This window comes from Bradyrhizobium sp. USDA 4541 (assembly GCF_024171085.1).
GTDB lineage: Bacteria > Pseudomonadota > Alphaproteobacteria > Rhizobiales > Xanthobacteraceae > Bradyrhizobium > Bradyrhizobium australafricanum.
Genome location: NZ_JALJZF010000001.1, coordinates 7,102,614 through 7,116,400, shown reverse-complemented (window position 1 = coordinate 7,116,400; position 13,787 = coordinate 7,102,614). Strand labels below are relative to the sequence as shown.

15 protein-coding genes are annotated in these 13,787 nt (G+C 64.1%); 12 read left to right on the top strand and 3 right to left on the bottom strand.

What is annotated here, in order from left to right:
- Positions 1–7: 7 nt before the first annotated feature.
- A complete protein-coding gene (locus J2R80_RS34530) occupies positions 8–301 on the bottom strand; it encodes a hypothetical protein (protein WP_253640146.1) in 294 nt (97 codons plus the stop codon).
- A 4-nt stretch (positions 302–305) separates the two neighbouring features.
- Positions 306–2,276, bottom strand: a complete 1,971-nt coding sequence (locus J2R80_RS34525; RefSeq protein ID WP_076826700.1) for a 4Fe-4S binding protein — start codon at positions 2,274–2,276, stop codon at positions 306–308.
- 152 nt (positions 2,277–2,428) lie between these two features.
- Here J2R80_RS34525 and J2R80_RS34520 point away from each other — a divergent pair, with 152 nt between their 5' ends.
- From J2R80_RS34520 to J2R80_RS34475, 10 genes are all read left to right on the top strand, one after another.
- Positions 2,429–3,184 (top strand): biotin/lipoate--protein ligase family protein, encoded by a 756-nt coding sequence (locus tag J2R80_RS34520; RefSeq protein ID WP_229189510.1) that lies wholly within the window; start codon positions 2,429–2,431, stop codon positions 3,182–3,184.
- Positions 3,181–3,720 carry a DUF6505 family protein gene (locus tag J2R80_RS34515; RefSeq protein WP_076826297.1) on the top strand — a complete coding sequence of 180 codons (540 nt, stop codon included), beginning with the start codon at positions 3,181–3,183 and terminating at the stop codon, positions 3,718–3,720. The genes J2R80_RS34520 and J2R80_RS34515 overlap by 4 nt, the downstream gene beginning before the upstream one ends.
- Positions 3,717–4,724 (top strand): DUF6352 family protein, encoded by a 1,008-nt coding sequence (locus tag J2R80_RS34510; protein WP_253640145.1) that lies wholly within the window; start codon positions 3,717–3,719, stop codon positions 4,722–4,724. The genes J2R80_RS34515 and J2R80_RS34510 overlap by 4 nt, the downstream gene beginning before the upstream one ends.
- Positions 4,721–5,236 (top strand): DUF3305 domain-containing protein, encoded by a 516-nt coding sequence (locus J2R80_RS34505; RefSeq protein ID WP_076826300.1) that lies wholly within the window; start codon positions 4,721–4,723, stop codon positions 5,234–5,236. The genes J2R80_RS34510 and J2R80_RS34505 overlap by 4 nt, the downstream gene beginning before the upstream one ends.
- On the top strand, positions 5,233–5,850 hold the full coding sequence (locus tag J2R80_RS34500) for a DUF3306 domain-containing protein (RefSeq protein ID WP_076826302.1): 618 nt from the start codon (positions 5,233–5,235) through the stop codon (positions 5,848–5,850). Before J2R80_RS34505 ends, J2R80_RS34500 begins: the two co-directional genes overlap by 4 nt.
- A gap of 128 nt (positions 5,851–5,978) precedes the next feature.
- The gene (locus J2R80_RS34495) at positions 5,979–6,758 is read left to right on the top strand and encodes a Cro/CI family transcriptional regulator (RefSeq protein WP_143270780.1); all 780 of its coding nucleotides are present in this window, start codon (positions 5,979–5,981) and stop codon (positions 6,756–6,758) included.
- Between the two features lie 29 nt (positions 6,759–6,787).
- Positions 6,788–7,000 (top strand): twin-arginine translocation signal domain-containing protein, encoded by a 213-nt coding sequence (locus tag J2R80_RS34490; RefSeq protein WP_076826306.1) that lies wholly within the window; start codon positions 6,788–6,790, stop codon positions 6,998–7,000.
- A gap of 2 nt (positions 7,001–7,002) precedes the next feature.
- Positions 7,003–9,945, top strand: a complete 2,943-nt coding sequence (locus tag J2R80_RS34485) for a formate dehydrogenase subunit alpha (RefSeq protein WP_253640144.1) — start codon at positions 7,003–7,005, stop codon at positions 9,943–9,945.
- Between the two features lie 13 nt (positions 9,946–9,958).
- Complete coding sequence (gene fdh3B, locus J2R80_RS34480) at positions 9,959–10,555, top strand: formate dehydrogenase FDH3 subunit beta (protein ID WP_011088224.1); 597 nt, start codon at positions 9,959–9,961, stop codon at positions 10,553–10,555.
- A gap of 41 nt (positions 10,556–10,596) precedes the next feature.
- Positions 10,597–11,589: a formate dehydrogenase subunit gamma gene (locus J2R80_RS34475; RefSeq protein ID WP_057017138.1), complete on the top strand. Its 993-nt coding sequence runs from the start codon at positions 10,597–10,599 to the stop codon at positions 11,587–11,589.
- A gap of 30 nt (positions 11,590–11,619) precedes the next feature.
- On the opposite strand, the gene J2R80_RS43340 is transcribed toward J2R80_RS34475, so the two are convergent.
- Positions 11,620–11,742, bottom strand: coding sequence for a hypothetical protein (locus J2R80_RS43340; RefSeq protein ID WP_256520575.1), 123 nt, complete (start codon positions 11,740–11,742; stop codon positions 11,620–11,622).
- A gap of 619 nt (positions 11,743–12,361) precedes the next feature.
- Here J2R80_RS43340 and J2R80_RS34470 point away from each other — a divergent pair.
- On the top strand, positions 12,362–13,006 hold the full coding sequence (locus J2R80_RS34470) for an ATP-dependent Clp protease proteolytic subunit (RefSeq protein ID WP_141342514.1): 645 nt from the start codon (positions 12,362–12,364) through the stop codon (positions 13,004–13,006).
- Positions 13,007–13,446: 440 nt separating this feature from the next.
- Positions 13,447–13,764 (top strand): hypothetical protein, encoded by a 318-nt coding sequence (locus tag J2R80_RS34465; RefSeq protein WP_253640143.1) that lies wholly within the window; start codon positions 13,447–13,449, stop codon positions 13,762–13,764.
- Positions 13,765–13,787: the final 23 nt, after the last annotated feature.

Sequence of the window (13,787 nt, the reverse complement as noted above, 5' to 3'; positions counted from 1 at the left end):
TGAGGCTTTAATACCCCGGCCATTGCTCCACTGGAATTTTCGTCAGCTCCGGGTTCTCCTTGAGCATGCGGGCGATATTAATGCTGGGATGTTCCTTGAGCGCTGCCACGACGCACTGGTTGACGTATTTGCGGCGGGACAGCCACTTGATCTTCTTGCCCTTCGCCTCGGCCTTGCAGGCGACGACCGCCTGCTTGAGTGCAACCTTTTCGGCTTTGGTAAGAGCGGCGGCCTCGACGGCTGTGCCGCCAAGGGAGGTGGTGACAAGGCACGTCGACAGAACCTTCATGAATCGAGGCATGCGGCTAGTCCTTGTTCTCGCGTTGACGCAGGTAGTCATCCGTCGTTCGTGGCGGCGCGCGTTCCGGCACGTCCTGGATCGGATCGAACTGCTGTTCGCTCATGACGATGACCCGGCAATCGGCGCACATCCGCAAGGCCTCGGTCCGGCGGTCCCCGGCAGGGTACATCCAATGCCGTCCCTCGAGTTTGGTCGCGATCCGATCGATCGTGCTCTTGACGCCGAACGGCGTGCCACAGCGAATACACAGGGCAGGTTCTTCTTCCTTGATCACCCGCGCCGGCGCGCGTCTTGCCCGGAAATCGATCTGCGGGGCGAGCCTGATGACTTTTTCAGGACAGGTGCTCTGACACAAACCGCACTGCACGCAGGCGTCCTCCACGAATTTGAGGACAGGGCGGTCGGGATCGGCGCGGAGCGCGCCGGTTGGGCAGGCCGAAACACAGGACAGGCACAGCGTGCAACCGGCGACGTCGACGGTGATCGCACCGATAGGTGCACCCTCAGGCAAGGCGATCACGTCAACCGGCTTGGGGGCGAGGCGATGCAGTTCGCTCAAGCCGAAGCGAAGCAGATCGCCGCGTTTGCCGACCGTCAGGAAAGTCGCGGGATTTTCGAGGCCGGCGAGGGGGCCAATCCCCGTCAGTTGCTCGGCCAGAGTGTCGGGATCGTCGGTTTCGATCGTGCTCACGCGGCGGCCGTCAAATCCGAGTCCGGCGAGAATGGTCTCGGCCATCCGGATCGTCAGCAACGATCCGGTCACGTCGTGTCGTGGCTTGGCGCGCAGCAGGAGCCGCACGGCAGCCGCGCCATAGCCGAAGGCGCCGATGATGGCTTCCAGGCCGACCTGCGTCAGCTCGTTGACGGCGAGGGGAAGCACATTGGCCGGCAATCCGTCGCCATGGCGGGCGAGCGCATCGATCAGCGGCGTGCCGTGCTGGCTGTCATGCAGCAGCAGGACCGGATGTGTGCCGCCGGCCTCGCGATAGGCGCGCAACATGGCGCGGAGGATCTGCAACTGGGTATCGGCGGGTGGCAGCGCGTAGGATGCCGCTCCGGTGGGGCAGGCGGCCGCACATTGCCCGCAGCCTGCGCACACCTCCGCGTTGACTGCGACATGGTCGCCGTCCGGCGTGATCGCGCCGGTCGGGCACAAATCGAGGCAGCGATGGCATCCGATCAGCTTCGAGCGGGAATGCGCGCAGAGGCTGGGTGTGAAGTCGACATATCTCGGCTTGTCGAAGCTTCCGACGAGATCGCGGGCGGCGAGCACCGCACGCAGCATGGCCGCGGGATCTCTCGGATCCGCGCGGAGATAGCCGTCTCGCAGATCGTGTGCGGGAAACAGAGGCGGCTCGCCGGAGAGGTCGAGCACGAGATCGCAGCGCGAGATCGCGCCGTTGCGCGGGGCTTCGAACTCGAAGCGGGCGCGTGAGGACGGGCGTGGCTGCGCGTAGTCGTCGATCGCGAGCTCGAAGCCGCCAAAGTGCCCCCGCGCATTGCGGATCGTGCCCTGCACGATCGGGAACACGGCCGCGGCAGGCGGCACGACGTCCGCCGGCTTCCTGAGCATGACCGTGACGTCGAGATGGTCCGCCAGCAGCCGGCCAGCCTCGATCGCGGTCTCGTCGCGCCCATAGATCAGGATGATGCCATCGCTCGACAATGTGACCAGCTGATAGTCCGGCGCGGGAACCGCGGCCGCTGCAAGCAGCGCCGCCATCTTCGGGCCCGCCTTCGCGCCGTCGCGCGACCAGCCCGCCGTCTCGCGGATGTTGACGAAGCTGATCGGGCCGGCGCGTTCGCCCATCTCATTGGTGAACTGGCCGGCCTGCTGCGTGCAGGCGACGGTCAGCGGGCCGTCGGCTTTCGCGGCGTTGCGGAAATCTTCGAGCTCGGCGCCGCAGAGATGACGATGGCTCCTGATCTCGCAGTTGGGACATCCACGCTGGATCGCGGCCACGTCAAGGCGCATCGTGTCTTCACACGAGCAGATCAGGACGGTCTTCGCTGGCTGCTCCAGGTCGATCCCTCCGCGGGTGCGGCGCCGTCTTGCGGACTCGCGCCATTCCTTCACCTCGTATAGATATTCACTATCGGAAGGAAAAGGAAAGTGGAGGACGGCCCTTGCGGTCGACCCCGACCAGCCGCGTCTCCGTGACGGAAGCGATCCATCTGCCGCCGCCATTCACGCTCGTCCGGTTGCGTGAGAGCGGAGACGCCTTTGCTCACGCTTGCCGCATTGCACCTAAAAGCGGTGCCGGCACGCTGGTGTATGTCGGGCGGTTCGATCTTGCCGAATTCGCTGTGGTGCTCGAGCCGGGCGAGCCCTTGGCCACCGCGCGGCGCGCCTTCTATGCCGGCATGGTCGCGCTCACCGACGCCCTGCGCGCCTATGCGCCGCCGCACAAGACGGTCGCGATCGGCTGGCCCGACACCGTCGCGATCGACGGTGGGCTGGTCGGCGGCGGACGGATGGGATGGCCGACGTCAGCGCGCGAGGACGAGCCGCCTGCCTGGCTGGTGTTCGGCGCCATGATCCGGACGGTCGCAATGGCCGATCAGGGACCGGGCGTCCATCCGCTCGCGTCCGCGCTGGATGAGGAGGGGTTTGGCGAAGCGGGAGCCGTGCAGGTGACCGAGAGCTTTGCGCGGCACCTGATGCGGGCGATCGATAGCTGGCAGACCGACGGCTTTGGCAGCCTCGCGCGCGACTATCTCAGCCGGATCCCCCGCGAGCGGCGAACCGTGCTGCGGATCGATGACGGCGGCGATCTCCTCACGCGCCGCGTCGGTGCCGACAGGATTGAACGCAGCGTACTCGTCAAGGCACTCGGAACGCCGTCCTGGTTCGATCCGAAGCTCGGAGGGCCGCGGCTATGAAACTGCTCCGCAGCATCGCGCTCGATCCCTCCGACACCTTCGTATTCGATGTGGCGGCCGAGCCGGGCGAATGGGCCGTCTCCGGCGCCTTCCGCTTCTGCGATCAGGATCCGACGAAGCTGACCGGCAAGGCCCGCGTCGCGTTCCGCAGTGGCTTCCTTGGGGTGCAGTCCTGGGGCTGGTCGACGCTGGTGCAGATCGTGCCTGCCACCGAGAACGATTGCAGCGCGCTGATCGACCGCCTCGCGAGGCAATTGATCGATCGCTTCGGTGCGCCGGATCTGGCGACCGCGCGGGTGGCGGCGGAAGAGGAGGTCGCCTTCGCGCAGTCGCTCTGCAACCATCCGGTCAGCTCGCTCATTGCCGTTCACCGTTCGGTGAGCGACGGCGAAGTCCGGGAGTCGTTCCGCAGGCTGCAACTGCGCCAGGGTCAGGGACACAGCAAGGCGTTCTCGTTCATGGAAGTCGAAGACGATGTCGAGCCTGACGGTGATCTCAAGCTTGCCGATATGAGTGGGGAGTCGCGGCACCGATGAATGATTTCTGGATCGCGTGCGGCCACCATCTGCTCGATCGCGACGAGAGCGGGGGGCTTTGCGTCACCGACGAGTTCCTGAAGGCCTATTTTGTTCGTCCGGAGCTGGTTCCGCCGGACGAAGCATGCCCGGTCGAGCGGCGGCTGCACCGCGCGCTGCTCGCGGCTCCCCGCAGGCCGGTCGGCGCGGAAGAGATTGACGCGATCGTCGATGCGGATGCTCGGGAGAACTGGCGGCTCGTGCTTGCCTTCCGCGATCTCCTCCTGCGGCATCCGACGCTGGAGCAGGCCTATCTTGCAACCGTCCGGTCCGGGACGAGCGATTTGCCGCCGCTGTTTGTCAATCAGCTCGTGCACGTGATCCTGCGCAATGCGCTCGATGGCTGCGATGATCCGTTCGTGCTGCGCGCAGCCGAGCTGTTCTTCCGCCCGCAGCGCATCCTGCCGCAGGAGCAGGCCCTGCTGCTCGGTGATGAAGAGGTCGTCGGGGGACAGACTCCGACCCCGGTGCTCTCGCTGATGTCGATGCTGGGGGCGTTGACCGATGCCGAGCTCGACGTCTTGCGCGAGGACAATGCCGGCGATTACTGGCGCCGGAGCGATCAATTCGACATGGCATTCGACCTCACCGCAGGCGGCCGCGGGCCGGCGGCGCTGGCGCAGGCGATGGCGGGCTGGATCTCCCATCTGCTCGGGATCGACGTCAGCATTGAGCCGCTGCGCGAACTGCGTGATGCACGTCTCACCTGGTATGTCGGGCTCGACGCCGATGCGACCAGGCTCGGCGACCGTCTCTGGCATGGCGAGCAGCTCGACGACCGCAGCGCCGGACGCGTGCTCTCATTGTTCCGCCTGACGTTTGCGGACGCCAGCGTGGCCGCAGACGAGATGCGGGGCGAGCCGGTCCATCTCATTCTGTCGATGAACGCCGATCAGAAGCTGCGGATGAAGCCGCAGAACTTGCTGACGGGGCTGCCGGTCAAACATCTGGAGATGGCGACATGAGTCGGGCCGCGCTGCCACTTGTGCGTGTTCCCGTCGGCGTCGTGGTGGAACGGCACCAGGCGGACTCGCCGTGGACCGATTTCGTCTGGCGCGCGGTTGCCGTTCTGCCCGACGAGCCGGACACCAAACCCTGGACGGTGCTTCGCGACGAGAACGGGACGACGCTGTTTTATGCCGGCAGCGCCACGGTCGATCTCTATGGTTCCGAGACGGCGCGCTATCGCGACAATCTCGCCTCGGGCAGTCCGGCCATCTGGGCCGTCTTGTCGCCGGCGGAAGGCGCCTGGCCCTACTCGGTGGCTGCCGCGACCGCCGATCCTTCGGAGGGCGAGGCGTTCACGGAGGCCGGTGCGAATCTGGTCGAGGCCGTCCCCATGCCGGAGATGCTGCGTGAGCAGATTGAAAGCTTCGTGGCCGAGCACCACGTCGAACGTGAGTTCTTCAAGCGCAAGCGACGGCGGGCCGATCCCGAGGCGCTCGCGCGCCGGCAGCATGAAGGCGGACACGAATGAGTGAGGACAAGTTCCTGACGCGCTGGTCCCGCCGCAAGCAGGAGGCAAAGGCGAACGCCACGCCACCGGATCCGGCAATGCGCGACGACATGCAGTCGCCGCCGCCAGCCGTCAAAGACGACGACGCGGAGTTCGACCTTGCGAGCCTGCCTTCGATTGACACGATTACCTCGACGACCGACATCACCGCGTTCCTGCGCAAGGGAATCCCGCAGGAGCTGACGCGTGCGGCGCTTCGTCGCGCCTGGAGCGCCGATCCCGTCATTCGCGACTTTGTCGGGCTTGCCGAGAATGCCTGGGACTTCAACGACCCGACCGCGATGCCGGGCTTTGGCCCGCTGGATTGCTCCGAGGCTGAGCTCACCGCACTCATCGACAGAATCGTCGGCGGCCTCGGCAAGCCGGCCGAGGCACCGCCCGAGCGTTCGGTTGAAGTCGCGGATTCTTCGCAGGAATTGCGCGAGGTCGAGTTGCCGGGCATCGGCGCCGAAGAAGCCGCGACCACGGGAACCGCACCTGATCCTGCTGCAACGCAACGAACGCTCACCGAAAGCTCCGACGGCGAACAGGTGCCGGTTGAGCGCCGCACGCACGGCAGCGCGCTGCCTCGCTAGGGACCGCGACGAAAGGCCATAGCCTCAGACTATGCAGCTGATTGACCCCCCGTTGGGCTGGGACTAGGCTTCGCTAGCGCTTTGTAAGAAAAGCAAAATCAGCACCCGGGACTTGGATGGAGGTCCACGTGCGCGATGCTGGCCTTGAGCGAGCCATTGACGCTGCCGGCGGCGTTGCAGAGCTTGCGCGCAAAATCGGCATCAGCCAGCCCTCTGTTTCGAACTGGAACAAGGTGCCCGCGCAACGGGTGATCGCCGTCGAAGCCGCCACAGGCATCTCGCGCGATCATTTGCGGCCTGATCTGTACAGCGAGCCGTTTTTCTCCGAAGAGCCGATCGATTCTGTCGATGTCGCGCGTGCGCAGGAATATCTGCTGCTCGCGACACTGTTGTCCGCTGCACCATCGAAGAAACTGCTCGATCAACTGGCTGCGTTGACCGCCGATGCCACGCCGCTTGGGCGCGCGCATGCCGCGCTGGCCGAATCCGCCGCCAATGCAGTCGCGGCGACGGTCGAACGCGAATATTTCGATCTGTTCACAGGTCTCGGCCGCGGCGAACTCTTGCCCTACGCCTCCTACTATCTGACCGGCTTTCTCAACGAGCGGCCGCTGTCGAGGCTGCGCGCCGACCTCGCTGCGTCCGGGATCGAGCGCATAGCGAACAATTCCGAGCCGGAAGATCACGCGGCTATCCTGTGCGAGATCATGGCAGGCTTCGCGGGAGGGCGTTTCCCGGCGCCGTTCGACACGCAGCGTGCCTTCTTCGGCAAACACGTCGCGCCCTGGATGGGGCGGCTGTTCGTCGACATCGAGCGCGCGGAGAGCGCCGTCTTCTATCGTGCGGTCGGTGCGCTTGGTCGCGCCCTTGTCGAGATCGAGACAGAAGCATTCACGTTCGCGAACTGACCTGCATCCGCAGGTCCAGGAGAGATGCGATGAGTGAAGACAGGACAACCACAGTCGGGCGCCGCGATTTCTTGCGCAAGGTCGGCGTCGGCACGGTGGGCGCGACCCTCGCAACGCCGCTGGTCGGGGCTGCGCAGGCTGACAGCGAAACCAACGATGAGAAGCGCAAGGCGCGCTACAAGGAAACCGATCACGTCAAGGCGTTCTACCGCGTCAATCGTTATCCGGCCAAGGGAGGTTGACCGTGCTGATCAAGCGAACAAACCAGCGTTCCCTGCGCCAAGGCTCCGCCGCCAGCTCCCTTGCAGATCAGGCCGGTGGCCTCGACCGCCGCAGCTTCCTGCGCAAATCCGGTCTTGCCGGCGGCGCGCTTGCCGCATTCGGCAGCTTGCCGCTCGGCAGCGTGCGCAAGGCGGAAGCCGCGGCGGCCGGTCCGCTCACGGCGGGAGCGACCGTGCGCAAGAGCATCTGCACGCATTGCTCGGTTGGGTGCACGGTGACGGCCGAGGTCTTGAACGGGGTATGGATCGGCCAGGAGCCGAGCTGGGATTCTCCGATCAATCGCGGCTCGCATTGCGCCAAGGGCGCCTCCGTGCGTGAGCTCGTGCACAGCGAGCGGCGGCTGCGCTATCCGATGAAGCTGGTGGGCGGGCAGTGGACCCGCGTCTCCTGGGACACCGCGATCAATGAGATCGGCGACAAGATTCAGGCTGTTCGTGAGAAGTCGGGTCCCGATTCCGTCTATTGGCTCGGCTCAGCCAAGATGACCAACGAAGGCGCCTACCTGTTCCGCAAGCTCGGCGCGTTCTGGGGCACCAACAATACCGATCACCAGGCCCGCATCTGCCATTCAACCACCGTCACCGGCGTCGCCAACACCTGGGGCTACGGCGCGATGACCAACAGCTACAATGACATCCGCAATGCGAAGACGCAGGTCATCCTGGGCGGCAATCCGGCCGAGGCGCATCCCGTCTCGCTGCAGCATCTGCTCGAGGGCAAGGAGCTGCAAAGGGCCAACTTCATCGTCATCGACCCGCGGCTGACGCGCACCGCCGCGCACGCGACCGAATATGTGCGGATGCGGCCGGGTACCGACATTCCGGTGCTCTACGGCATGATGTGGCACATCCTGCAGAACGGCTGGGAGGACAAGGAGTTCATCCGGCAGCGCGTCTACGGTTTCGACGACCTCAAGAAGGAGGTCGAGAAATGGCCTCCTGAGGAAGTCGAGCGCGTCACCGGCATTCCCGGCGAGCAGCTCAAGCGCGTCGCCAAGATGTTCGCCACCGAGAAGCCGGCAACGTTGATCTGGGCCATGGGCCAGACGCAGAAGACCGTCGGCACCGCCAATGTGCGGGCGAGCTGCATCGCGCTGCTGATGACCGGCAATGTCGGCAAGGCCGGCGCCGGCGCCAACATCTTCCGAGGCCACGACAACGTGCAGGGCGCGACCGATGTCGGGCTCGATATCGTCACGCTGCCGTTCTACTACGGCCTTGCCGAAGGCGCCTGGAAGCACTGGTCGCGGGTCTGGGAGGTCGACTATGACTTCCTGAAAACGCGGTTCGATTCCAAGCAGATCATGGAAACCCCCGGCATTCCGCTGACCCGCTGGTTCGAGGCGGTGACGTTGCCGAAGGAGCAGGTTGCGCAGAAGGACAACGTGAAGGCGGTGTTCGTGCAGGGACACGCCTCCAACAGCATCACCCGTATCCCTGAATCCCTCAACGGCCTGAAGGCGCTCGAGCTGCTCGTCATCGCCGATCCGCATCCGACGACCTGGGCCTCGCTCGCGGTCGAGGCGGGACGCACCGAAGGCGTCTACATTCTCCCGGTCGCCACCCAGTTCGAGTGCAAGGGGTCGCGCGTCGCTTCCAACCGCTCGCTGCAATGGGGCGAGCAGATCGTGAATCCGATCTTCGAGTCGAAGGACGATCTCGAAATCATCTATCTGATGGCGAAGAAGCTCGGCTTCGCCGATCAGATGTTCAAGAAGATCAAGGTCGAGAACAACCTGCCCGAGGCCGAGGACGTGCTGCGCGAGATGAACCGCGGTAGCTGGTCGACCGGCTATTGCGGACAATCGCCCGAGCGCCTCAAGGCGCACATGAAGAACCAGGCGAAGTTCGACATGCTGACGATGCGGGCGCCAAAGGATGATCCCGAGGTTGGCGGCGACTATTACGGCCTGCCTTGGCCGTGCTGGGGATCACCCGAGGTCAGGCACCCCGGCACGCCACTGCTCTACAACACCAATCTGCACGTGATGGACGGCGGCGGCACGTTCCGGCCGCGGTTCGGCGTCGAGCGTGAGGAGAAGCTGCCGGACGGCACGACGCGGAAGGTAAGCCTGCTCGCGGACGGCTCGTATTCGTTGGGGTCGGGAATCCAGGATGGCTATCCGGAATTCACGCTGGCGAGCCTGAAGAAGCTCGGCTGGGACAGCGAGCTCACCGAAGCGGAAATGGCCGTGATCAACAAGATCAATCCGGCCAATCCGGACACGGTGTCGTGGTCGCTCGATCTGTCGGGCGGCATTCAGCGCGTCGCGCTGGCGCACGGCTGCGTACCCTACGGCAACGGCAAGGCGCGCATGAATGCCTTCGGCTTGCCGGATCCGATCCCGGTTCACCGCGAGCCGATCTATACGCCACGCGTCGATCTCGTCGCCAAATACCCGACGCTGCCCGACGCCAAGCAGTTCCGGATGCCCAATATCGGATTCTCGGTGCAGAAGGCCGCGGTGGAGAAGGGCATTGCAAAGCAGTTTCCGCTCATCCTCTCGTCCGGCCGTCTGGTCGAATATGAGGGCGGCGGCGAGGAGACGCGCACAAACCCGTGGCTCGCCGAGTTGCAGCAGGACATGTTCATCGAGATCAACCCTGTTGATGCCGCCGATCGCGGTGTCAAGGACGGCGGCTGGGTCTGGGTCACCGGCGCCGAGAACAATTCCAGGGCAAGGATGAAGGCGCTCGTCACCGAGCGGGTCGGCAAGGGCGTCGCCTGGATGCCCTTCCATTTCGGCGGCTGGCTTGCGGGCAAGGATCTTCGCGGCAACTACCCGAAGGGCACCGATCCGATCGTGCTCGGCGAAAGCGCGAACACGATCACCACCTACGGATACGATCCCGCGACGGGCATGCAGGAGCCCAAGGTCACTCTCTGCCAGATCGCGGCGGCATAAGGGAGCAACGACGATGGCACGTATGAAGTTTCTCTGCGACGCCGACCGTTGCATCGAGTGCAACGCCTGCGTTACGGCCTGCAAGAACGAGCACGAGGTGCCTTGGGGCATCAACCGCCGCCGGGTCGTCACCATCGCCGACGGCAAGCCGGGCGAACGCTCGGTCTCGATGGCCTGCATGCACTGTACGGACGCGCCCTGTGCGGCGGTGTGCCCGGTGAATTGTTTCTATACCACCGCCGACGGCGTGGTTCTGCACTCCAAGGATCTCTGCATCGGCTGCGGCTACTGCTTCTACGCCTGTCCGTTCGGCGCGCCGCAATATCCGAAGGTCGGCAATTTCGGCTCGCGCGGAAAAATGGACAAATGCACCTATTGTGCCGGCGGTCCCGAGGCCGATGGCAGCAAGGAAGAGTACGAGAAATACGGCGCGAACCGGCTTGCCGAAGGCAAGCTGCCGCTGTGCGCGGAGATGTGCTCGACCAAGTCGCTGCTCGCCGGCGACGGCGAGATCATTGCCCAGATCTATAAAGAGCGCGTGCTGAAGCGCGGCTACGGCTCAGGCGCATGGGGCTGGAAGACCGCCTATCGCGAGACGATCGAGTCCTGACGACGACCTGGCGCGGGTCGCGTCGATATCGGGAGGACCTTATGGCGTGTTTTGCACGATGTGTTCGGCTCGTCATTGGCGTGGCTGGACTCCTGCTGCTCGTCTCCGCGGCTTCCCCGTCCGTAGCCCAGCAGGTCAACCCGACCGCAAGCGCGGTCAAGGAGCAACAGCTCCTGCAGGAACTGAACCGGGTGCAGGGACGCGTCAGCATACCCGACCAGCGCTCGGGCGTTCTCGAACAGCCGGCCGGCCGTGAATGGCGCGAGTTCCGGAACGTGACGCTGCGCTGGATCGGCGGCATCGCCATTCTTGGCATGCTCGCGGCGCTGGTCATCTTCTATCTCAGCCGCGGGATGGTGCGGCTGCAGAGCGGTCGTTCCGGCCGGACCATCGTGCGCTTTTCCGCATTCGAGCGCTTCGTGCACTGGATGACGGCGACTTGCTTCATCATTCTGGCGATCTCGGGGTTGAACGTCACTTTTGGACGTCCATTGCTGCTGCCGTTGATCGGCCACGAAGCGTTTTCCGAATGGTCGCAATGGGCGAAATATGTTCACAACTATCTCAGCTTCCCGTTCACCATCGGCGTCGTGCTGATCTTCCTGATGTGGATCGCCGGCAATATCCCGAACAAGGCGGATGTCGACTGGATCAAGCGCGGCGGCGGCATCGTCGGGCACGATCATCCGCCGGCCTATCGTTTCAACGCCGGCCAGAAGGCGATCTACTGGATCGTGGTCATCGGCGGAGGTCTGGTGGCAGCGACGGGATATGCGCTGATGTTCCCCTTCTACCTGTCAGGCATCGAAGGGATGCAGCTCGCGCAGATCGTCCACTCCATCGTAGCGATGCTCTTCACGGCAGTGATGTTGGCGCACATCTATATTGGAACGATCGGCATGGAAGGCGCGTTCGAGGCGATGGGAAGCGGCACCGTCGATGTCAATTGGGCCAGGGAGCACCACAGCCTCTGGCTGGAAGAGGAGAATGCGCGCGATGCTCGACCCCAGCCCTCCGTCACCGCGGCGGAGTAGGGGGGCGCGCAGCCGTTGAACGCGAACTTGCTACAGCCGTACGCCCGTCGTTGCAAAGGCCTGTGCGACCGGTTCTTGCACCCGGTTTAGCGCCAGGGCCCCGAATGCCGACACGACGACGGCGGCCACGCAGGCGAGCAAGAAGACTTTCATTGTCGTTCTCCCAAATCGATCGGGATGCAGTGGGAGTTTACACAAGATGACGCGTCGCGGACAGCGTTGTCCGGCGCGTGTGGGCGGCCATCGCTCAAGCCATGGGGCGCAAGCGGCGGCTTTCGGGACGCTGCACCATCGAGACGCCGCATCCCGCGTTAGGTTGCCTTGGCGACCAGCAGGTCGCGTGGAGCGTGGATTGATCGCGCATGTCGAGCTTTAATGGGATTCCTCAGGCGGTCCGGTCCCCTCAAGGATCGGGGGCAAAAAGAAAGAAATGAAATGAATGACTTAAGGTAGAGATTGTCGGTGACCCCGATGCTGGATTGGACTGGCTGATCCCAGGGTCACGGTAGATGATGTGTGCTCTCGGCACAGAGCGTGCGCTTCTAGACGTCAAAATGGCGCTCCCGCCTGCGCGCTTGCTGAATTGGGTTTGATTCAGATCAACCCACGATGCGCGTCGATGCTCTGTCTATCGTGTGAGGTACCGGGTCCAATGGGGAGCGCCGTGGCAGCCTGGAAGCACGCTTTGAGGGTCCTCCGCGCGACATTTATCGATGGCGACGCAAACAGCCGGAGCGCCACGCATGGGTCGATGCGGATTGCAGGATGCGTTTTGAGCATCGCGGTCGTGCTGACCTCGACGAACTGTCTCGCGATGGAGTTTTCCCGTGTCCAGGGGTGCTTTGGAGATGTCTTGAAGCTCAGTGGAGATATCAGGGATGGGGACTTTGTCCGCTTTCGCGGATATCTGGCGACTGAGCGTCGGGTCGTTGGCCTCGATCTCGATTCCCGAGGTGGGTCACTCTACGAAGGCTTCCGAATCGCCATGCTCGCGCACCAGAGGCAAATCGCCAGTTACGTTTCCGGAGAATGCGACTCGGCATGCGCTTTCATTTTCCTGGCGAGCAGGAAGCGTTATGTGGCGCCAAATGCCAAGATCGGCGTCCATTCGGTTTCCAATTTACACGGCAACGAGGACAGTCGAACGATTCGTGACACGATCAAGCTTGCGAGGTTGTCGGCCAAGCTCCGTATTCCTCCGTCGGCCATCGGCAGGATGGTCATGACTCCGCCGGGAAAGATCTCCTATTTGAACAAGGAGGAACTCGCTTCGCTGAAGGTCATGGAGCGGAATCCGTTTGATCGCACGGCGACCGCGGAATCAAGGAGTGGCTCCATGTGCGGCGCGGCGCCCTCGAAGAGCGCGTCGGAGGAGCAACGTCCGATGCGGAACGCCGCCGGCTCGAAGGGAAGCTAGGGCGCTGGTTGAGCGGGCTTTGGCGCCGAACCGGCTCGTATAGCCCAATTGGGTCAGTCAAGCCGTCGCACGTGACCCTGACTGCTTGGCACAAGCTGCACTGGTCTCTCCATTCCACCGCGATCTACAATCGCAGCCATGGGGTATACCAGCGACAGATTTCGGCGAGTGCGTGGCGCAAGCCAGCCGGCTGGCGCTCGCAATTGGCTGCGTCGCTGGCTTGAAGAGGCCGACGGCGATATTGCCTTCAAGGTCGTGGTCGTGACGGCCGGGATGCTGTCGACCGCGGCGATCGCCTTTGGATTGCTATCGTCCTGAGCGCGCCTCTTGTTTGCCGCGCGTGATGCTGGAATTGTCGTTCTGAGGTGCTCCGCCCGTGAAGCTCTGACAAGATGAGATATCGTCTTCAGCACGACACGGATCATTCCCGGCGGCAATGAATGCACTTCGAATTAGCTGAAAAATCGAGCGGACGTCGAGACCGTCTGGCGGCCAAGTTGGGCGTCGGGACCTGCGCCGCGACCTTCCTGTTTTGCTGCGCGCAACAGACGGCCGCGCTGCCGCTGACGCCTTTCCGCTATGAAGCCCAGGCTCAGCGGCATTGCCCCGGCGATAGCGTGGTCTGGCTCGATTTTCGGCGCGGACGCTACTACCTCAAAGGGCAAAGCCGCTATGCCAGGGGCTTCGATGGCGGCTTCGTGTGCAGGAATGAAGCGCGCGAGAGCGGCTATCGGCGTTCGCTGCTCGGCCTTCGGTGACATCACCGAAGGCCGGCCTGTCA